The following is a 21,190-nucleotide window of genomic DNA, read 5'->3' on the forward strand; positions in this document are numbered from 1 at the left end:
TTCAATACATTAGCGAGAATCCTGACGCTCAGCTTATTAGGAATATTGCTCGTGGTTTTTTTAACTTCACCTTTGGTTTTTGAATAAAACACACAAATATCGAGTTTCACTATGGCATGGCCTATACCTGATATCCCTGAGAAAAAACCACTACCAGTACCAAGATATTGGCTCTGGATAATAGTGTTGATATTGATGTTAATTGCGGGTGCTATTTCCAGTTTATGGGTCTGGAATAAGGCGACTTACGCTGAAGTTTTCTTCTACGGTGCTCTGCCCGCCTTGTTGATTTGGTTATGCGTATTCGGGGTGCAGCTTAATCGCTACGAGCAGTCTGTCGTAGCCAGCCGAGCCTGGAATTTAGAAACGGAACAAACTAAAGCCGAATGGCGCAGCTGGAGTCGACAGCAGCTTGCCGTGGTTGGCAATGTTTTGTTTTCCCCCGAAGAGAAAGGAATGAAGATGCTATTGGGCGAATTGGAAAAGGTTCCAGCATTTCCTAAAAAGGCTCGGGCATTATTCAACTCCCGGCATAGCTTTCAGGATTTAATGAAAGAAACAGACCGGAAGCTGGAAAGACAGTACCCTGGCTATCGCCATTTTTTACACTCTGTTTATGTTTACCAGTCGCCAGATTGGGTTGACGAAAAACGCATTGAGTTGATTTCTCAACAATGGGATCTCATACCCAATTTAATCTACTCCATGAAGACTATAGATTCTTTCTATAATGAAAAGAATGTTGATGGGCTGATATTAATGCTTTGTCTTCAGGACTGGCCTCATCGACGCACAGGGCAGTCAAGTGAGTTTATTTCTGCTCAGCTTATTACGTCATCTGATTATGCTCGTCAGCATTCATTGTCTGTTATCGCTGGCATAACTCGTACGATGCCATTGGAAGCGGGGAAGCTTAACAATGAGTTAGATATGTTATTCGAATATGTTCAGCCCGATAAGCAGAGTCTGGAATACGTTTGGCTGTTGGGAGCAACTGAAAAAACAGCCACAGAAATAATGCAATATGCAACTCTTCATCACTGGCCGCTGCCGGAGAAAAGACCTCTGCATTCTATCGATCTCTCCTTTGGGCCTCCCGGAGAGATGGCCTTGCCACTTTCCCTTGTGATGCTGGCCGAGGCCGCCAATAAAACGGGTAAGGATCAGCTGTTGGTGAATCAAACACCACAGCAAACAGGGACACTTTGCTTGATTACCAGGGAGCTTTACGCATGACCGAACAAAAAATAATGCCAAATGCACGCTACGGTTCATGGGGATACTTCCTGCTGATTATCGGCCTGGCGGGGATAAGCGCATTTTTAATTTTTATCAATCAGGAGAGTTTGAACAACCTCGGGGTTTCAACCCAAAAAATCTGGACGATCTGGGGAGCCGTGTTCGCTGTCTTGTTCTTTGGGCTGATTGCTTCACCTGTCTGGTGGCGATGGAAGCAGAGAAAAAATCAGGCTGTCTTTAAGCCGCAGGTGTCAGGCGAGAAGCCAGCTCCTTCCTCAGTTGTGGTCAGTGACAGCGGTCCATTATTCTCCAGTCTTAAAAATCATCTTCGAACTCGTTACAGATTTTTCTGGCGCAACAAAGTCCGTCTGCTGCTCGTCACCGGCGACGAAACTGCCATCAATCAGTTAGTACCCAACCTGCGGGCCAGCCGGTGGCTGGAGGGTAACCGTACGGTCCTGATTTACGGCGGCAGCCTTGCGGCAGATATCGACGCGGAAAAATATGCATCACTTCGCAAATTGCGTCGTGGTCGCCCTCTGGACGGCATCGTGCGCGTGATTGGAGAAGGTCAAAATCTGACACCACAGGCAAGCGACAGCGACCTGCGCTGTCTGGAGAAAATCAGCGAGTTGCTGCGCTATTCCGCCCCGGTTTATATCTGGCAGCTGTGCGACAGTGCCTGGCCGCAGGACGGGCGTAAAACTCAGCCGGTTGGCGTGACATTACCGCTGCGGGCCATGCCGGAAGATGTCACCGGGCAGCTTAACAAATTGCTGCCACAGCTTCGTGAGCAGGGGCTTTCTCAGGTTGCGGATAATCGTGATTACGATTTTATGCTGCGCCTGGCTCAGCTGCTTGAGCAGGGCGGCAGCGAAGGCTGGAAAGCGCGTTTAGCACCGTGGTTGTACAGCGCACAGCAACGTGTTCCGCTGCGCGGCCTGATGTTCAGTCTGGCTTCTGCATTACCAGCGGATGGACAGAGCGTTGAAAGCGCTATTTCGTCAGTACACAAACAGGCTATGACGTTACCAGCCAGCTGGCAGGGTGTGATCGACGACTGCACTCGTGTTTGCGGTCGCCGTGTTGGCATGGCCTGGGAACAGACGCTGGCATGGGTGATGATAGCGGCGGTTGGTATCTGGGGGGCGGGAACGCTGCTCTCCTTTGCCCTGAACTACAGCCAGATTTCTTCCGTAGCGAATAAAGCCCATGATCTTGTCGAGCATCCTTCCGTTTCTGATTATCAGCTTACTGTATTGCACGAACTGCGTAACGATGCCGGTCGTTTGCAAAATCATATCCAGAATGGAACACCCTGGTATCAGCGCTTTGGTCTCGATCATAATCAGCAGCTGCTGAGTGCGATGCTGCCGTGGTACGGCGTGGCGAGCAATCGGCTGATCCGCGATCCGGCTAATACTGCTCTTACGCAAAAGTTGAACGCGCTGGCAAATTCTGCACCGAACAGCGACCTGCGCGCTCAATTGGCGAAACCAGGTTATGACCAACTGAAGGCCTGGCTGATGATGTCTCGTCCGGATAAAGTCGATGGTGCGTTCTATGCGCAAACCCTGAAAACCGTGCAGCCGACTCGGATGGGTATCTCCACCGGACTGTGGCAGAGCCTGTCGCCGGATTTATGGGCCTTCTATATCTCCGAATTACCAAAACAGCCGCAGTGGAAAATCACGCCAGATTCGCAGTTGGTAAGCCAAAGCCGTCAGGTGTTGTTGCAGCAGATTGGCCGCCGCAATGCAGAAAGCACGCTGTATGAAAATATGCTCAAATCCGTGCGGCGTAACTTTGCCGATGTATCGCTGGAAGACATGACCAGCGGCACTGATGCCCGCCGCCTGTTCACCACTGATGAAGTGGTACCGGGCATGTTCACCCGTCAGGCGTGGCAAGGTGGGATTCAGCAGGCTATCGAGAAAGCGGCGAATTCCCGACGCGATGAAATTGACTGGGTATTAAGTGATTCCCATAAGGCCGTCTCCGCTGACTTGTCGCCGGAAGCCCTGAAAGCACGTCTGACGCAACGTTACTTCACCGACTTTGCCGGCAGCTGGCTGAGCTTTCTCAACAGCCTGCACTGGAATCCGGCAAACAACATTGCTGACGTTACCGATCAACTGACGCTGATGAGTGATGTCCGTCAGTCGCCACTGATTGCCCTGATGAATACCCTCGCCTGGCAGGGACAGACCGGCCAGCAAAGCGAAGGCCTTTCGGATTCCATCATCAAATCGGCTAAAGATCTGGTAGGCGGGAAAGACAAACCTGCGATTGATCAGTCTGCGGCAGGGCCGCAGGGGCCGCTGGATGACACCTTTGGACCACTGCTTCAGCTTCTGGGTAAAAACAAAGCCAGTAACGTCATGTCGGCGGACAACTCCCTGAGCCTGCAAACCTATCTGACCCGCATTACCCGCGTGCGTTTACGCCTGCAGCAGGTGGCAAGCGCCTCCGACCCGCAGGAGATGATGCAGACCCTGGCCCACACCGTGTTCCAGGGTAAGAGCGTCGATCTGACCGACACCCAACAATACGGCAGCCTGGTGGCGGCAAGCCTTGGCGAAGAGTGGAGCGGTTTTGGCCGCACGATGTTTGTCCAGCCGCTGACCCAGGCCTGGGAAACGGTTTTACAACCCTCTGCGGCCAGCCTCAATGACCGCTGGAGCCGCTCCGTGGTGGCGAACTGGCGAACGGCTTTTGACGGTCGTTTCCCGTTCTCGGTGAGTAAAAGTGACGCTTCATTACCGATGCTGGCGGAGTTTATTCGTAAGGACAACGGGCGCATCGACCGCTTCCTGACCTCGGAGCTTAACGGCGTGCTGCACAAAGAGGGCAGCCAGTGGGTGCCGGATAGCGCGCACAGCCAGGGGCTGACCTTTAACCCGGCCTTCCTGAAAGCGGTTAATCAGCTGAGCCAGCTCTCCGACATTCTGTTTACCGACGGTAGTCAGGGGATAAGCTTCGAGCTGCAGGCCCGCCCGGCAGCGCAGGTGGTGGAAACCCAGCTGACGATTGATGGGCAGCAGCTGCACTACTTCAATCAGATGGCCGACTGGCAGTCCTTCCGCTGGCCGGGAGATTCGTACAAGCCGGGAACTATGCTCACCTGGACCACGGTCAACGCCGGTGCGCGCCTGTTTGGGGATTACAGCGGCACCTGGGGCTTTATTCGCTGGCTGGATCAGGGTAAGCGTCAACAGCTTGACCGCAGCCAGTGGATGATCAGTTTTACCGCCCCGGACGGTCGAACCCTGCAGTGGGTGCTGCGCTCGCAACTTGGAAAAGGCCCGCTGGCGCTGCTTGCCCTACGCGGCTTTACGCTGCCAGATCAGATTTTCAGCGTGGATAGCGCCGCTATGGCCCAGGCGCTGATGGCCAATACGGGGAACAGCGACATGGACGGAATGGAATAATGAGCACTTTGCCGAATCTGGTTGCCGCCTGTCAGGCGGATGAAGCCCTGCTGCGAGAGCAGGCACAATCACACACTGAAAACTGGCAATCCTGGCTTACTCCTGTCAGCGATGCGAATCCGACCGGGGAAGATCCTGGGTATGACGATGATTTCCAGCGTATTCGTGAGGAGGTTAACAAACTCTCCGGCATTGATACCGGACTGATTTGTCAGTTGGCGGAAAAGTTGCTGACCAGCGCGGCTAAAGATATCCGGGTTGCCACTTACTACTGTTGGGCTCGTCTGCATCAGGATGGTGAAGCAGGTTTTGTCGAAGGGCTTGAACTGTTGGTGGGATTACTGCAGCGCTATGGTAGGCAGCTTTACCCGCAGCGTGACCGCAGCCGTAAAGCAGCACTGGAGTGGTTGGCGGGTACCCGTGTCCTGGACAGTCTTTCACTTTACCCGGAAGTCGTGCGTGAAGATGCACAGCGTACCGCTGGGGCGCTGTTGCTCGTCAGTGACGGCCTGGAGACTGAGCCGGAAGCATCACGGCCGGAGCTGAATGCGCTGTACAGTGCACTGGAATCCCGTCTGATGAAGTCTGGGGGCGTGGATGCTGTGGTCCCGCAGAACGTTGGTAACAAGGCCCAGTCGCCAGCTTCATCATATACGACAGAACATGACGCGCCTGTCCTGAACCGTATCACCTCAGGCCAGGATTTGCTGGCCCAGGCCCGTACCCTGACGGGCTACCTGCGTGAACAGCCGGATGGCTGGCTTGCTGCTCACCGGCTGATGAAAAGCCTGCGTCATGACACCCTGAGCGCGATACCGGCACCGGATGCAGAGGGTAAGACTCGCATCGAACCGCCCCGGGCAGATCAGCGTGCCATGCTTAAACGGCTGTACCTGCAGCAAAGCTGGCTTGAAATTCTGGAGCAGGCGGACAGCACCTTCTCGCGTGGCGCTAACCATCTCTGGCTGGATTTGCAGTGGTACACGCATCAGGCCCTGATGAAATTGGGCCGGGATGTGCTGGCCGACATCATCGCCGCCGACCTGAAAGGCCTGCTGCGCCGCCTCACCGGGCTTGAAACCCTGGCCTTCAACGACGGTACACCGTTTGCTGATGAGGTCACGCTGAACTGGATAAACCAGAGCGTGCTGGACGATATGGTCGGCTGGCGGGATGAACCGATTATTGCTGCCAGTGAGACGGATAACGACATTTTGGCCCTTGAGCCGGAAGCGCTGGAGAAAGCGGACAGCGAAGGGCTTGATACAACGCTTCGCTGGTTGCAGACACGTCCGGGTATGGACTCCATAAAAGACAAATGGCTGCTGCGTCTGCTGATGGCTCGTGTGGCAGAGCAGAAGGGCAAAAATGAACTGGCGTTACATTTGCTGGGTGAACTCGATGGTGCGTCACAGTCCATTACCCTCACGCAGTGGACACCTGCGTTGTTGTTTGAAGTGAAATCCCGTCGCCTAAGACTGCTGCGCATGAAAGCCGCCCGCAGTGAAACCGATAAATCACGCCTTCAGACGGAGATGGAACTTCTTTTGTCCGGTCTGATTGCGCTCGATCCGGCCAGCAGTGCAGTGCTATGCGGGTAGCTATCCCACTTAAAATAAAGAAAAAAAACAGGTATTTATGGATGATTTAACCCTACGTTATTACGACGCTGAAATGCGCTACCTGCTGGAAGCTGGTGAAGAATTTGCCCGTGCTCACCCCGAGCAGGCGGCAATGCTCAATCTCGACAAAGCGGGCGCACGCGACCCATATGTGGAACGCCTGTTCGAAGGCTTTGCCTTTCTGATGGGCCGGCTGCGTGAAAAGCTTGATGACGACCTGCCTGAACTGACCGAAGGGCTGGTCAGCCTGCTGTGGCCGCATTACCTGCGCACCATTCCGTCAATGTCGGTGGTGGAGTTCACTCCTGACTGGCGTGAGATGAAAGAGCAGATGCGCATCGTCAAAGGCTTTGAGGTGAACTCACGGCCGATCGGTGAGAAGGGCACGCGCTGCCGGTACACCACTACCCAAGAAATCACCCTTCAGCCGCTGTCGCTGGATCACGCCCGCCTGTCGACTGACCCTGACGGACGTTCGGTCATCAGCCTGCGCTTTAACTGCAGCCATCTCGCCGACTGGAGCCGTGTCGATCTCAGCCAGCTCCCGTTCTATTTCAACGCAGACGCACCGCTGGCCTGCGCTATGCATGAAGCCTTTACCATGAACACGGCGCGCCTCTGGTTGCGGATGCCGGGCGACATGGACAGAAGACCGCTCGACGGGTATTTCAGCGCGCTGGGTTTTGGCGATGACGACGTTCTGTGGCCGAAAGGGAACAGCAGTTTTAGTGGTTATCAACTGCTGCTGGAATATTTCACCTTTCGCGAGAAGTTCATGTTCACCGGCCTGCGCGGGCTGGAGACTGTGGAATTCCCGGCTGAGCTCCCATGGTTTGAAATCGACGTGGTACTGGCTGAGCGCTGGGCGCATGACTTCAGCTTTACCGAAAAGCACCTGCGCCTGAACTGCGTGCCGGTGATTAACCTGTTCCCGCTGGAATCCGACCCGCTGACGCTTAATTCATTGCAGGCCGAATATATGTTGCGTCCAATGCGCGTGCAGGATGGCCATACCGAGATTTACGCCGTGGATTCGGTGATGTCATCAAGCCAGCATACCTACGTGCCGTTTTCGAGCTTCCGCCACAAAGGCGGAATGATGCGCCATGAAGCACCGGAGTATTACTACCACACGCGCGTGCGCCGTGGCCCGTCCGGGCTGCATAACACCTGGCTTATCCTCGGCGGTGAAGCCTTTGATAACCACACGGTACCGGAAGACGAAAGCCTGTCGCTGACGCTCACCGGCACCAACGGCCAGTTGCCCCGACGAGCACTGCAAAGCACGGTGCTCGATACGGTGATGAAAACCACCTCGGCCAGTATCGCCGTGCGTAACCTGTGTGCGCCAACGTTACCCTGTTATCCACCGGCGCAGGACCGTTTCCACTGGCGCGTGCTGAGTCACCTCGGCAGCGGATTTCTGTCGATGATGGATAATGCCGACGTGCTGCGAGGCACCCTGGCGCTGTATGAATGGACCGACAGCGAGATGAACCGCCGCCGGCTGGAAGCCATCATTGACGTGACGCACAGCGAAACAGAGCGCTTCGAACAGGGCTACCTGGTGCGCGGCGTGCAGATTGAGGTGACGCTGGACAGTCACGGCTTTGCCGGACGCGGCGATATCTGCCTGTTCGGCGAGATGCTGAGCCGCTTCCTGGCGCTCTACACCGATATCTATCTGTTTAACCGCCTGATTATCATTCTGCAACCAACCGGAGAGCGCCTGGAATGGGAAGAGAAGCACAACCGCCGTATTCCCGGCTGACTCCGCGGCTGGAGGCTGACCTCAACCGGATTAACTTTTACCGTTTCTGCCAGCTGCTGGAAAAACGGAATCCGGAGCGGCCGCTGATGGGCTCAACCAGCCATCCCGGTGACGATCCGGTGCGGTTTGCGCCGCATCCCGGAATGGGCTTCCCGGCGAGTGAACTGAAGGCCGTTGAATATGACGAGGATGATGACAGCAAGCTGCCGCGGGTACGCACCACCTTTATGGGGATGTACGGTGTTGACTCCCCGCTGCCGACGGCCTATCTCGATGACATCACTCAACGAAGGGAGGGCCATGAGGCGCTGCAGGGCTTCCTCGATATCTTCAGTCACCGCATCCTGACGCAGTTTTACCGCATCTGGCGTAAATACTCTTACCCGGCCACGTTTGAACCCGGCGGCACCGACACTATTTCACAGTCACTGCTTGGCCTTGTGGGGCTGGGCATTCCAGGCACGGCAAATCATATTGCCACACCGGTGTCGCGCTTTCTGGCGCTGCTTGGCGTGCTGAGACAACCGGGCAAAACCCAGGAAGGCATGCAGGCGCTGGTGACTCTTCTGGCCCCGAATACCAGCGTAAAGGTCAGCCCTTATTGTCTGCGACCTGTGGAAATTAGTCAGCCATTAGGTTTTTACGCTAATGATGACTTTCTGCTCGATGGCAACACGCCATTGGGGGATGAAGCCATGGATGCCAACAGCCAGCTGTTGATAGCGCTGTCGACAAACAATGAACAGGAAGTGCAGAGCTGGAAGCCGGATGGGCTGTTGTATCAGGACTTTCTGGTGATGCTGCGAGTGTATTTAGGCTGGCGTTTTAAGGCAAAAATCCGCCTGACGGTCAGTACCCGCCTCCTGACGCCTCCGCCGCTCGGCGACGGGGTATTCTGGTTGGGGATGAACGGCGTGCTGGGCGCTGAGGGAGATGAACTCCCTGAAGATATTCCTGAAAGCTTTACGACGGAGCTGGGCTATTACAGCGGCCTGCAGTCCGCAATACCAAAACAAGGAAACCGACGTGTTACGTACAAGTTTGACTAAACCCGCTCTCTGGCTGCTACCTCTGGTGGCGATCGGCCTGACAGGATGCGGCCTGACGCAAAGCGTCACCGACGGCACTAAATCTGCATTCACCTCCGTCTTTTATAAGAAAATTAAAATACTGCATCTGGATTTTACCGCGCGTGAAGCGCTGAATACCGACGCTCGCGAGAATAATTCGCTGTCAGAATCGGTCGTTGTTCGAATTTATCAGTTGAAGGACCGTAAAACCTTCGACAAGACCGTCTATCAACAACTGCTGAAGGACGGGGATACTGTCCTTAAAGCCGATTTGCTCGCCAGCCGCGATGTGGTGGTAAAACCCGGGGGCGACGCAAGTCTTGATATGCCGATGGAAGCTGATGCTCAGTTCGTGGCGGTGGTGGGGTTGTTCCGTTATCCGGATATGGAGAATAACACCTGGAAATTGGTCATTGAGCGAGAAGAGCTGGATCCGGATAAGCCTCGCATTCTGGAAGCCGGTAATAACCATCTGGTATTACAGCCGGTTAAGGACAAGTGATGTCTCAGGGACACAATACGCCTTCGCTGTATGAAATGCTGACAGGTAACTTCACCGGTGGCCTCGATCTCCATCAGGTCAACGAGCAAAACCAGGTGATTTTGTCGGTACTCGACAATATGCAGCGCATTCTCAACTGCCGTGCCGGGACGCTGGCGCATCTGCCGGACTACGGTCTGCCGGATATGACCAAAATCCTGCAAGGGATGCCAGGGACCGCGCATCAGCTGTTGAAGACCCTCTCCGACGTGCTGCTCAAATATGAGCCACGCCTGAAAAGCATTAACGTCATCCTGCTCGACCAGCACATTCCCGGTGAGCTCCGTTACGCCATTGATACCGAACTGAAAGGTCTCGGCCTTGTGCGCTACGGTACCGATTTCATGCCGGAAGGCCGGGTGCTGATTCGCCACCTCAAACAGCAAAACTATCTGGACACCAAAGCCCATATGCAGGGCTCTTTCATCTGACGAAGACTACAGGGACAGCATGTCAGCCAAAGCACGATTTCTAAAAAAACTGCAGGAGCAGCATCCCCGCAGTCGCGCGTTTGACAGCAAAAGCGAAGCCGATATTGCCGAGTTTTGTGAACGAATGGGACAACTTCAGGAAACAATGGAAAGCTGGCTTACCGATACGGGGATTTCCGCAGAGGCCGTTTCCGTGTTGCTGGTCGAGTTTTTGATTGGTGGCAGGGCGTTCAACGTGCCGGGGATCCACCTGCGGTATGAAAACCGGATGATGAAGTTCACGCCGGTGTTTTTGTACGGGCAGGGGGTTGTCGGCTGTGTGGAAGTGACGCTCTGCGCGCAGGGGCAGATAACCTCAATGTACCGCCTGTTTATGCGCTCAAGCGACGACGTGAGCTGGACCTGCAGCGTCAGCGGTAATATGGCGGCACCTCGCGTCACCTTTAACGAAGATGTCTTTTTCGACATGATTGGCGCGCTGCTGCCTGATTAATCCCCGCCTTTTTCTTATCCTCAGGGATGAAACCACTATGCACGATGTACAACCCCGCCCGGTGAAAACCGGCAGTGACCCACGTCAGCTTCCCGACTTTATTGCGCTGCGCGAAGAGATGGCCAGGCTGACGCATCCGGCGCGCCCGGATGTGAACTGGCCGCAGGTGGAGACGCTGTGTCTCTCTCTGTTTGAACTGAACGGCGTCGAGTTGCAGACCGGCGCGTGGTACACGCTTGCCCGCAGCCATCTGGCGCGTATAAACGGCCTGAATGAAGGGCTGACGATCCTGAATGCGCTACTGATCCACCAGTGGGCACAGCTTTGGCCGCAGTCGGTACATGCGCGTGTGGAGATCCTTAACGGTCTTTTTCAGCGTCTACAGAAGCTGTTCCGCACTTTTACGCTCGGGCACGGAGATCTACCGGCGCTGATGCAGGCCGAAGGACTGCTGCAGGGCATGAATGACATTCTGACTCGCCAGGAGCTGAAGCATGCCTGTCAGACGGGACCACTGATGCAGCAGATAAATAGCGTACTGACCCGTCTGGAAAACAGTTCAACACCGGACAGCACGCAGCCTGCGGTTACGCTTCCGCCACAGGCGCTGGCCGCAGTGCCTGCAGAAGCAGAAGCTCCCCCCGTCAGTCGCCTCGTGTACGTCAATCGCCCTGAACCTGAGGTGAGCGTACAGGTGGTGCGCGAAACACCGCCACCGCCGAAGCGCTGGCCGGTGTTTCTGGCGGGGGCTGGTTCCGCTCTGGTGGTCTGCGCGATTGCATTAGCAGGCTGGCACTATGCGCATCGGGTAGATGAGTCCGCAGGGGCGCTCGTTGCTTCCGTTGCTTCGCTGCCTCAGGCGCTGAACAGCAAGCAAATTCAGGCGATACAGCAAGATAAAGTGAGGCCAGACCTGGCAGCCTGGCTGAAAAGTGCGTCGTCGCAGCTCGACAGGCTGGCTGTGCTGCCGCCTGACTGGGCGTATCACTATGGTAACGGGCTGCTGGCACAAGCAAAGGCGCTGTGGCCTCAGAAGCCAGAAGTGGCTGAGCTGCAGCTGAAATGGCAGCAGCGGCAGGCCGAAAGCAAGCTTCCGCCAGACTCCCTCACCGGATGGCATAACGGTATGCAGCAGCTGCAGGCGCTGACTGACAAACTTAACGGCCTCGACGGGCAAAAGGGGAAATACATTACCGTCAGCGAACTGAAATCGGTGGTGTATGAAATGACCAGGAGCTTCAGCCAGACGGTTCCTCTGGAGGAACAGCTGCGCCTGATGCAAAGCCAGCAAGGAGACGCCGCGCTGGCGACGCAGCAGCAAATCCAGCGCCACCTGAATGGAGTGATTCAGGTGTATGGTGAACAGGGCAGTAAAGAGGGGTTTTAGTGAACGTCTGGCAACACCAGAATGGTGTCCCCTGCAGGAATCGAACCTGCAACTAGCCCTTAGGAGGGGCTCGTTATATCCATTTAACTAAGGGGACGAAGCGGCGGGAGTATAGCGTTTTTTTCCTTGTTCGTTAAGCATCTATGGGTTGACTGCTTAAACTCTCGCCACTTAAGGGTGTTTTTTCGCCTTGAGCCGCTCCTTTTTGTCGTTGCTCATGTCGTTACGGATCTGCGCGTGGCTGAGCAGCGCAAAAATAAAAGTGCCGCCGCAAATGTTGCCAGCCAGCGTCGGCAGTGCGAAAGGCCAGATGAAGTCTTGCCAGGGCAGCGAGCCGTTGAAGACCAGGTAGAAAATCTCAACGCTGCCGACAACGATATGGGTGGTATCGGCGAGCGCAATCAGCCAGGTCATCATAATGATCACCACGATTTTGGCCGCGCCGGCGGCGGGAAACATCCATACCATGGTCGCCACCAGCCAGCCGGAAATAATCGCATTGGCAAACATTTCAGACGGCGTATTTTCCATGACCTTTAAACTGATCTCCTGGAACGCGCCGCGGGTGGCATCGTCAAAAATCGGCATCATATTAAAGGCCCAGGCCGCAATTGCCGTACCGACCAGGTTACCTATAAGCACCACGCCCCATAGACGTAGCAGGAGGCCAATATTCCCGGGCGTCGGCTTATGCATGATAGGTAATACCGCGGTGACGGTATTCTCGGTAAACAGCTGCTGGCGAGCCATGATGACAATAACAAACCCGAAGGTATAGCCCAGATTCTCCAGTAAATAACCACCGGGAAGTTCGCTCAGGTGAACATGGAAAATCCCTTTCGCCACCATCGAGGCCCCCATCGACAGGCCGGCGGCTACCGCTGACCACAGAAGAGCAAGGGCATCGCGCTCCAGCTCTTTTTCTCCCTCCTGACGGATCTCTTCATGGGTGGCCATCGCACGTGAGGGCAGGCGCTTCTCGTTGACCTCAATCGGTTCGCCATCCTGTTTTTCATCGCTTTCAACCTCCACCTCTTCGCTATGAGGACGTTCGTGAGGTTTGGGATCTGTCGTCATGGCATTTCCTCCTGCATTTTTTCGTTCTCATAAGCGTAGAGATGTTTCACCCGACCGGCCCGGGATAACCTCCTAAATTTTTCCTAATGGCAAGAATAGCAATACGGATATTGCAAAATATGTATAGAATCAGGGCGCAACAATTATGCCAAAGAAGGCTATGCTGAAAGCAGGCACCAGATTGCAATTTGCTTCGGGCGATATCGTAATGGAGGCAGCAGTCCCCGGATAACCCACAGCAATAGCCAAAATTAACAGGGAGACACCTATGAATTTTCGCCTGTCGGCGCTTGCGCTTGGCGCCACATTGCTGGTGGGATGTGCCAGTTCCAGCTCTGGCGATCTGCCGCAGGGGCGTTCAGACCCGCTTGAAGGGTTTAACCGTACGATGTTCGACTTCAACTTTAATGTGGTGGATCCGTACGTGCTGCGTCCGGTTGCCGTCGCCTGGCGTGATTATGTCCCGCAGCCGGCGCGCAACGGGCTGAGTAACTTCACCAGCAACCTTGAAGAACCGGCGGTGATGGCGAACTACTTCCTGCAGGGCGATCCCTATAAAGGTATGGTGCACTTTACCCGCTTCTTCCTTAACACCCTTCTCGGGATGGGCGGTCTGATTGATGTCGCTGGGATGGCCAACCCGAAACTGCAGCGTGTTGAACCGCACCGCTTTGGTAGTACCCTGGGTCATTATGGCGTGGGTTACGGTCCTTATGTACAACTGCCGTTCTATGGCAGCTTTACGCTGCGTGATGAAGGCGGTGACATGGCTGATGGTCTGTATCCGGTGCTTTCCTGGCTGACCTGGCCGATGTCCATCGGTAAGTGGGCGGTTGAAGGGGTTGAGACTCGCGCTCAGTTGCTGGACTCCGATGGCCTGCTGCGCCAGTCTTCCGACCCGTATATCATGGTTCGCGAAGCCTACTTCCAGCGTCATGACTTTATTGCCAACGGCGGTAAACTGACGCCGGTCGAGAACCCTAACGCTCAGGCGATTCAGGGCGATCTGAAAGATATCGACTCGCAGTAAACGCGATTAAATATGACAATAAAAAAGGGTGAACTTGCGTTCACCCTTTTTTTATACTGCCAGACCGATCAGAAACGGTAGTTGAAGTTTGCGCCGTACAGCCAGGCTTTGCCTTCAGAACGGAAGGTGTAAGGACCTTCTTTAATTTCTACGTGCTGACCGTGCATGTATGAAACCCCCACGTCAACCGAAGCATCTTTGTTGAAGGCATAGGTGGTACCCGCGCTCAGCCACAGACGATCCTGATCCGGGATGGAGATAGAACGGGTGCTTGCCGGTACCGGGCTATCATCGAAGGCGATACCGGTACGGAAGGTCCAGTTATCGTCGTAGTAATAGGTGGTACCCAGCGCGATGCGGTAGGCATCTTTAAAGCTCTCATCTTTATAGAACAGCGTTTGGCCATCGGAACCAGTAGCTTTCAGCTCCTGGAACTGGCTCCAGCTGGTATAAGCAAGGCTATAGTGCACGGCCCATTTTGGCGCGACGCGGTTGTAACCTGACAATTCCCACATTTCTGGCAGGTTCAGCGTCAAAGAGCCCGGGATTGTCGAACCGCCGGTTGGGTAAGGGAAGCCCGGGACAGCCGTATTCATATTGCTACGATAATCACCGTCGAAATCGATTTTAACTTCAGACCGGTAGGTTAGGCCGTAGCGGTTGTTTTTGTCCACTTCATACAGAATACCCGCGTTCCAGCCAAATCCCCACTTATCACCTTTCAAGCGAGCAATCTGTTGATCCGCTGGAATCGCTGCGAGCTGCTGCGCTTTGGCAATCGCAGCTGGCCGCGCAGCAGCTGGTAAATTAGGCACCTGCTGCATAATCTGGCCCGCAGCGAGCATACCGGCATCGCCAGCATAACGTTCAATTTTCGCCTTGGCGTAGACTGCATCAAAGCCAAGACCAAAACTCCAGTGGTCGTTAAGGCGATAAGCACCGCTCAGGTTCAGGTTGACAGTTGTCAAATCTGTTTGGCCGCCCATGGTCCCGGCAGCATAATCGTCGGCGTACTCGGTAGCCAGACCGTAGTTAGAAGTAATTGAAGCCCCCCAGCCAAACCGATCGTTAATCGGGGCAACGTAATGTAAATTCGGCACCCATGCGGTTGGCGCAATATTATCGGCATTCAGACTTTTGCCAGATGGCGACTTGCCAGAAATATTCACATCGGGATCAATAAATATCGCGCCCGCAGACATCGTTGGGCGATCGAACATCATGATCAATGCTGGGTTACGGCTGGCATTGCCCGCGTCGTCAGCAATTGCACCTTCACCGGAATAGGCGCGGCCCAGACCTGATGAAGAGAATTCATTTAACTGAAAGCCTGCTGACCAGGCCTGTGTTGAAACAAGTGCTACAGCCACTGCGAGGGCAGATTGGGTAAAGCGGGTTTTCTGGCTCATGCCCATAACCTCATTGAGTTATTTTTATTTAAACTATGTTACATGCCGTAACAGAAGCGCGAAGTGTAGGGTCTGCTTTACGACAGAGAAATCAGACCAGTGCGCTGAGTATAGGTCTGACCAGATGAGATGTTGCAAGTTTGTTTATGAGATTTTTCAGTTGTGATACGAAAAAAGCGATCCAGTTAGCAAAATTGGCCTCGTTCGTATTATCTAAACAGGGCATTTTTTGTTTTGGATCATTTTTAAGTGTGATTTCGGTCACTTAGGACTTTTGTCGCCATTAACGACTGGAGGCCGGGAGGCGCCGCGCGTAAAATAACCTCATCAATTGTCTGGCACCTTGAGTGCATATACAGAGGAAATCTACGATGAGTAAATGTAGTGCTGATGAAACCCCGGTTTGCTGCTGTATGGATGTTGGCACCATTATGGACAACACCGATTGCACCGCCTCTTACAGCCGGGTTTTTGCCAATCGCGCCGAAGCGGAACAAACTCTCGCCGCGTTGACTGAGAGAGCACGTGGCGTGGAATCTGAACCGTGCAAAATTACCCCGACCTTTACCGACGTTGAAGGCGGTGTGCAGCTGGATATCGATTTTGTCTTCTGCTGTGAAGCCGAAACGCTGATTTTCCAGCTCGCTCTGCGTTAATTTCTCCTCAACGCCCCTCTCGTCAGGGGCGTTATCTCCTCCCTTCTATGTGTTTTGGCTCCCACTTTTTCTCTTCGCCGATTGGCTTAATGTAAAAAATTAGTTAAAACTGTTATCAGGTCAGACCACTTGGTTTTATCGGTTAACAGGGGAAAGTCATGAGTCAGGCATTACCGCTTGTCACCCGTCAAGGCGATCGCATTGCCATTGTCAGCGGTTTACGTACGCCGTTTGCCCGTCAGGCCACGGTATTTCACGGTGTTCCCGCCGTTGATTTGGGAAAAATGGTTATCAGCGAAATGCTGGCTCGTAGCGATATTCCCCCGGAAATGATTGAGCAGCTGGTATTTGGCCAGGTGGTGCAGATGCCAGAAGCGCCAAATATTGCGCGCGAAATTGTGCTTGGCACCGGCATGAGCGTACACACCGATGCCTACAGCGTAAGTCGCGCCTGCGCCACCAGTTTTCAGGCCATCGCCAACGTCGCGGAGAGCCTGATGGTGGGAACGATCCGCGCAGGTATTGCCGGCGGGGCAGACTCTTCATCCGTTCTGCCGATCGGCGTCAGTAAAAAGCTGGCCCGTACGCTGGTGGATGCCAATAAAGCGCGCACTCTCGGACAGCGCCTGAAGCTCTTCTCCCGTTTACGCCTTCGCGATCTTTTACCGGTCCCGCCTGCGGTTGCCGAGTATTCGACCGGGCTGCGGATGGGGGATACCGCTGAGCAAATGGCAAAAACATGGGGTATTACCCGTGAACAGCAGGACGCGCTGGCACACCGCTCGCACCAGCTAGCGGCGAAAGCCTGGGAAGAGGGGAAGCTGGCTTCTGAAGTGATGACTGCGTATGCGCCGCCGTTTCGTGAACCGCTGGAAAACGACAACAATATTCGTAAAAATTCAACCCTGGCTGATTACCAAAAGTTACGTCCGGCTTTTGACCGCAAGCATGGCACGGTCACTGCGGCAAACAGTACGCCGCTAACCGACGGTGCCGCGGCGGTGATCATGATGACCGAGTCTCAGGCCAAAGCGCTGGGCTTAACCCCGCTTGGCTACCTGCGCAGCTACGCCTTTACCGCCATCGATGTCCGCCAGGATATGCTGTTAGGGCCGGCGTGGTCAACGCCGCTGGCGCTCGAAAGGGCGGGGCTGACCCTGGCTGACTTAACGCTTATCGACATGCATGAGGCCTTTGCCGCGCAGACGCTGGCGAATCTTCAGTGCCTGGCCAGCGACCGCTTTGCTCGCGACGTGCTCGGGCGCTCGCAGGCGACCGGGGAAGTCGACGAAAGTAAATTCAATGTCCTCGGTGGTTCAATTGCCTACGGGCATCCTTTTGCAGCCACCGGCGCGAGGATGATTACCCAGACGCTACATGAACTGCGGCGCAGGGGGGGCGGATTTGGCCTGGTGACCGCCTGTGCGGCGGGTGGTCTCGGCGCGGCGATGATTCTGGAGGCGGAATAATGGACATGGCATCGGCATTTACCCTCGATATTCGTCCGGACAACGTTGCCGTCATCACGATCGATTCGCCCGGTGAAAAGATGAATACCCTGAAGGCCGAATTTGGCCAGCAGGTGCGGGCGATCGTTCGCCAGATTCGTGATAATAAAACCCTCCGCGGCGTGGTGCTGATTTCCGCAAAACCGGACAATTTTATCGCCGGCGCGGATATCAATATGATTGCCCGCTGCGCCACCGCTCAGGAAGCGGAAGCGCTCGCCCGCCAGGGGCAACAAATTATGGCGGAGATCCATGGCCTGGCGATTCCGGTCATTGCCGCTATCCACGGCGCCTGCCTGGGCGGCGGCCTTGAGCTGGCGTTGGCCTGCCATGGACGGGTATGCAGCGATGACGAGAAAACGCGTCTGGGTCTGCCTGAGGTCCAGCTGGGGCTGCTGCCGGGATCCGGCGGTACTCAGAGATTACCCCGACTGATCGGTGTCAGCGGCGCCCTGGAGATGATTTTGACCGGCAAGCAGCTTCGCGCGCGCCAGGCGTTAAAAGCGGGCCTGGTGGATGAGGTGGTTCCGCAATCAATTCTGCTGCAGACGGCGGTGGAACTGGCGCTGAAAGGGCGGCCGGCGAGCCGCAGTATGCCGATCCGTGAGCGGGTGCTGGCCGGACCGCTGGGCCGTAATCTGCTGTTTCGGCTGGTGGGGAAAAAGACCCGACAGAAAACCCAGGGCAACTATCCTGCCGCCGAGCGCATTCTGCAGGTGATTGAAAATGGATTAGCTCACGGCTGTAGCAGCGGCTATGCCGAGGAAGCACGTGCCTTTGGTGAGCTGGCGATGACCTCGCAATCTCAGGCGTTGCGATCGATATTCTTTGCCAGCACGGATTTGAAAAAAGATCGTGGTGCCGATGCGCAGGCCGGGCCACTGAATCGCATCGGCATTCTCGGTGGCGGTCTGATGGGCGGCGGAATTGCGTATGTTACCGCCTGCAAAGGCGGGCTTCCGGTGCGTATCAAAGATATTCAGGCTCGGGGGATTAACCATGCGCTGAAATACAGCTGGGATCTGCTGGACAAGCAGGTGCGCCGCCGCTACCTGCGCGCCAGTGAACGGGATCGTCAGCTGACGTTGATTTCCGGCACCACGGATTATCAGGGATTTGCCCATCGCGATGTGGTGATCGAGGCCGTCTTCGAGGATTTAGCTCTTAAACAGCGGATGGTGGCCGAGATCGAAGCACACTGTAGCCCGCAGACGATCTTTGCCTCCAATACCTCTTCGCTCCCTATCAGCGACATTGCGGCGCAGGCCAGTCGACCGGGACAGGTGATTGGCCTGCACTTCTTCAGTCCGGTCGAGAAAATGCCGCTGGTTGAAGTGATCCCCCATCAGCATACCGATTCGCAGACGATTGCGACGGTAGTCAAGCTGGCCAAAATGCAGGGGAAAACGCCGATCGTCGTGGCGGATAAAGCGGGTTTCTACGTCAACCGTATTCTGGCGCCTTACATCAACGAAGCGATGCGCTTACTCGTGGAAGGTGAGCCCCTTGATCATATCGATAAATCATTGGTGAAATTCGGTTTTCCTGTTGGGCCGATTCAACTGCTGGATGAAGTCGGAATTGATACCGGGACCAAAATTCTGCCGGTACTGGAAGCCGCGTGGGGAGAGCGTTTTAGCCCGCCTGCAAACATCATTGATGCGATCTTGAATGACGATCGCAAAGGTAGAAAAAATAGCCGCGGTTTCTATCTTTATGAGACAAAAGGGCGTACAAGCAAAAAACGACCCGATGCTGCGGTCTATTCGCTGCTGGGCGTTTCTGCCCCGCAGGCGCGCTTATCCGGCCAGCAGATAGCTGAGCGTTGCGTCATGATGATGCTTAACGAAGCCGCACGCTGCTTCGATGAGCAGGTCATCCGCGGCGCCCGCGATGGCGACATTGGCGCGGTGTTCGGTATTGGCTTCCCGCCGTTTCTTGGCGGCCCGTTCCGTTATATGGATCAACTCGGGGCGGGTGAAGTTGTTGCCATCTTGCAACGTCTGGCCGCTCAGTACGGCCCACGGTTTACCCCATGCGAGAATTTATTGCGCATGGCCGGGCAGGGGGCAACCTTTTGGCCCACTGCTGAACGGACGACCTAAGTTCTGGTCAAAGAAGATAAATCCGGCGATGAATGACGTGGTCTGTTGGCTGTTTTGTAAACAATCATTGACTATACTTACGCCATTGAGGTAAAAAACAGCGTTTCATTCGTTGGATGAATCAGGCACAATGCCCGGCCACCGGGTCGACTGCGTGCTATCCACGCAGGTAAGACTGCGGTGCTTCTGGTTAACAAAAGCGGTGCAATATGCAAGTTTTTATCATGCGTCACGGCGACGCTGCCCTCGATGCAGCCAGTGACTCGGTTCGTCCCTTAACCGTTTGTGGTTGTGATGAGTCCCGTCAGATGGCAACCTGGCTGAAAGGTCAAAAAGTGGATATTGAACGGGTTCTTGTCAGTCCTTACCTGCGTGCTGAACAGACGCTGGATGTGGTAAGAGAGTGCATGGACCTGCCTGAAAATGTCGACGTGATGCCGGAGCTCACGCCGTGTGGCGATGTTGGCATGGTCAGTGCCTGGCTTCAGACGCTGAACAATGAAGGTGTTTCAACGGTGCTGGTTGTTTCGCACCTGCCGCTGGTGGGGTACCTCGTCTCAGAGCTGTGCCCGGGAGAAACTCCCCCGATGTTCACCACTTCGGCTATTGCCTGTGTCACCCTTGATGCAGATGGCAAGGGCGAGTTCAACTGGCAGATGAGCCCCTGCAACCTGAAGATGGCGAAGGCTATCTGACTCCCCCCGGAGCGTCCGTATTACGGAAGCTCCGGCGGCTGCCACTCTTCAACTTCAATCAGCACCAGCAGTGCGGCGTCTCCGCCGTACTCTTTTGGCGCCTGATGAAAAGCCATGATGTGCGGATGTTGCGCAAGCCAGAGCGGCGTTTGCTGCTTGAGGATGTGTTTCCCGTGCCCGTGCATCACGCAGGCGCAAAAGACATGTTCGCGACGGCAGGCGGCGATCAGCGCCCCCAGCTCCTGCTTCGCCTGCTGCTGGGTCAACCCGTGCAGATCGAGAAACAGCTCCGGCGAATAATCCCCGCGGCGCAGTTTTTTCAGTTCAAAGTGGCTCACGTCCGGGCGAACATATTTGACCGCTCCTTCGGTATTCAGCAGCGGCTGAAACTCATCGGAAAAATAGTGGCTGTTATCGGCCTGCTCCTGAAGTAAGCGCTTTGGCGGTACTTCGGTGATTTTCTTGCGCAGCGGGCGGTGCACGATGGTGTCCTGCTTAATCTGACGCGTGCCGGTCATTAACTGGCGGAACAACGCCTGATCCTCGTCGCTTAGCGATGTTTTCTTTTTCATTGCCCACTCTCATCATTTCTTTTCGCTAGTTTACCCGACTCGGCCTCTGTTCAGGCAAGCAAAACGTATTTTTCCCCGTCCGCCTGACGTAAGAATGCTGATTTATCGCCGTCTTCGTGGCAAACTAGCCGCCGAATTTACAGTAGAGCGTGT

The 21,190-nt window shown here is 55.0% G+C and carries 17 protein-coding genes and 1 tRNA gene; 14 read left to right on the forward strand and 4 right to left on the reverse strand.

Features of this window, described 5'->3' with window-relative positions; all coding sequences use genetic code 11:
- The first annotated feature begins 111 nt into the window (after positions 1-111).
- Genes Q1L34_RS06890 through Q1L34_RS06930 form a run of 9 tightly spaced genes read left to right on the forward strand, consistent with a single transcriptional unit; the run spans position 112 to position 11,985 of the window.
- The gene (locus Q1L34_RS06890) at positions 112-1,236 is read left to right on the forward strand and encodes a hypothetical protein (RefSeq protein ID WP_327204417.1); all 1,125 of its coding nucleotides are present in this window, start codon (positions 112-114) and stop codon (positions 1,234-1,236) included.
- Positions 1,233-4,670, forward strand: coding sequence for an ImcF-related family protein (locus Q1L34_RS06895; RefSeq protein ID WP_099844070.1), 3,438 nt, complete (start codon positions 1,233-1,235; stop codon positions 4,668-4,670). Before Q1L34_RS06890 ends, Q1L34_RS06895 begins: the two co-directional genes overlap by 4 nt.
- Positions 4,670-6,271, forward strand: coding sequence for a type VI secretion system protein TssA (gene tssA / locus Q1L34_RS06900; RefSeq protein ID WP_099844068.1), 1,602 nt, complete (start codon positions 4,670-4,672; stop codon positions 6,269-6,271). The genes Q1L34_RS06895 and tssA overlap by 1 nt, the downstream gene beginning before the upstream one ends.
- A gap of 37 nt (positions 6,272-6,308) precedes the next feature.
- The gene (gene tssF / locus Q1L34_RS06905; protein ID WP_099844066.1) at positions 6,309-8,063 is read left to right on the forward strand and encodes a type VI secretion system baseplate subunit TssF; all 1,755 of its coding nucleotides are present in this window, start codon (positions 6,309-6,311) and stop codon (positions 8,061-8,063) included.
- Entirely contained in the window at positions 8,027-9,112 is a 1,086-nt protein-coding gene (gene tssG, locus Q1L34_RS06910) for a type VI secretion system baseplate subunit TssG (protein ID WP_327204418.1), read from the forward strand. The genes tssF and tssG overlap by 37 nt, the downstream gene beginning before the upstream one ends.
- Positions 9,090-9,635, forward strand: a complete 546-nt coding sequence (gene tssJ, locus Q1L34_RS06915; protein ID WP_004865293.1) for a type VI secretion system lipoprotein TssJ — start codon at positions 9,090-9,092, stop codon at positions 9,633-9,635. The genes tssG and tssJ overlap by 23 nt, the downstream gene beginning before the upstream one ends.
- Positions 9,635-10,105 (forward strand): type VI secretion system baseplate subunit TssE, encoded by a 471-nt coding sequence (gene tssE / locus Q1L34_RS06920; protein ID WP_306124909.1) that lies wholly within the window; start codon positions 9,635-9,637, stop codon positions 10,103-10,105. Before tssJ ends, tssE begins: the two co-directional genes overlap by 1 nt.
- Before the next feature lie 19 nt (positions 10,106-10,124).
- The gene (locus Q1L34_RS06925) at positions 10,125-10,598 is read left to right on the forward strand and encodes a hypothetical protein (RefSeq protein ID WP_325995650.1); all 474 of its coding nucleotides are present in this window, start codon (positions 10,125-10,127) and stop codon (positions 10,596-10,598) included.
- Positions 10,599-10,635: 37 nt separating this feature from the next.
- The gene (locus Q1L34_RS06930; RefSeq protein ID WP_162660910.1) at positions 10,636-11,985 is read left to right on the forward strand and encodes a VasL domain-containing protein; all 1,350 of its coding nucleotides are present in this window, start codon (positions 10,636-10,638) and stop codon (positions 11,983-11,985) included.
- Between the two features lie 22 nt (positions 11,986-12,007).
- Here the strand turns inward: Q1L34_RS06930 and Q1L34_RS06935 are convergent.
- Together Q1L34_RS06935 and Q1L34_RS06940 are read right to left on the reverse strand one after the other, a co-directional pair.
- Positions 12,008-12,082, reverse strand: a tRNA-Arg gene (locus tag Q1L34_RS06935).
- A gap of 74 nt (positions 12,083-12,156) precedes the next feature.
- Positions 12,157-13,062, reverse strand: coding sequence for a formate/nitrite transporter family protein (locus Q1L34_RS06940; protein ID WP_004865281.1), 906 nt, complete (start codon positions 13,060-13,062; stop codon positions 12,157-12,159).
- 268 nt (positions 13,063-13,330) lie between these two features.
- Between Q1L34_RS06940 and mlaA the strand changes: the two genes are divergently transcribed.
- Entirely contained in the window at positions 13,331-14,092 is a 762-nt protein-coding gene (gene mlaA, locus Q1L34_RS06945) for a phospholipid-binding lipoprotein MlaA (RefSeq protein ID WP_015583753.1), read from the forward strand.
- 68 nt (positions 14,093-14,160) lie between these two features.
- On the opposite strand, the gene fadL is transcribed toward mlaA, so the two are convergent.
- Positions 14,161-15,507 (reverse strand): long-chain fatty acid transporter FadL, encoded by a 1,347-nt coding sequence (gene fadL, locus Q1L34_RS06950; RefSeq protein ID WP_113990923.1) that lies wholly within the window; start codon positions 15,505-15,507, stop codon positions 14,161-14,163.
- A 365-nt stretch (positions 15,508-15,872) separates the two neighbouring features.
- Between fadL and Q1L34_RS06955 the strand changes: the two genes are divergently transcribed.
- From Q1L34_RS06955 to sixA, 4 genes are all read left to right on the forward strand, one after another.
- On the forward strand, positions 15,873-16,157 hold the full coding sequence (locus Q1L34_RS06955) for a YfcZ/YiiS family protein (RefSeq protein WP_004865274.1): 285 nt from the start codon (positions 15,873-15,875) through the stop codon (positions 16,155-16,157).
- Positions 16,158-16,315: 158 nt separating this feature from the next.
- Positions 16,316-17,626, forward strand: coding sequence for an acetyl-CoA C-acyltransferase FadI (fadI, locus tag Q1L34_RS06960; RefSeq protein ID WP_327204419.1), 1,311 nt, complete (start codon positions 16,316-16,318; stop codon positions 17,624-17,626).
- The gene (gene fadJ / locus Q1L34_RS06965; RefSeq protein WP_327204420.1) at positions 17,626-19,770 is read left to right on the forward strand and encodes a fatty acid oxidation complex subunit alpha FadJ; all 2,145 of its coding nucleotides are present in this window, start codon (positions 17,626-17,628) and stop codon (positions 19,768-19,770) included. The genes fadI and fadJ overlap by 1 nt, the downstream gene beginning before the upstream one ends.
- A gap of 209 nt (positions 19,771-19,979) precedes the next feature.
- On the forward strand, positions 19,980-20,465 hold the full coding sequence (gene sixA, locus Q1L34_RS06970) for a phosphohistidine phosphatase SixA (RefSeq protein ID WP_015583757.1): 486 nt from the start codon (positions 19,980-19,982) through the stop codon (positions 20,463-20,465).
- Positions 20,466-20,485: 20 nt separating this feature from the next.
- Here sixA and smrB read toward each other — a convergent pair whose 3' ends face one another.
- Positions 20,486-21,037 carry an endonuclease SmrB gene (smrB, locus tag Q1L34_RS06975; RefSeq protein WP_015583758.1) on the reverse strand — a complete coding sequence of 184 codons (552 nt, stop codon included), beginning with the start codon at positions 21,035-21,037 and terminating at the stop codon, positions 20,486-20,488.
- Between the last annotated feature and the right edge of the window lie 153 nt (positions 21,038-21,190).

This window comes from Klebsiella ornithinolytica (assembly GCF_030505655.1).
GTDB classification, from domain to species: domain Bacteria; phylum Pseudomonadota; class Gammaproteobacteria; order Enterobacterales; family Enterobacteriaceae; genus Klebsiella; species Klebsiella ornithinolytica.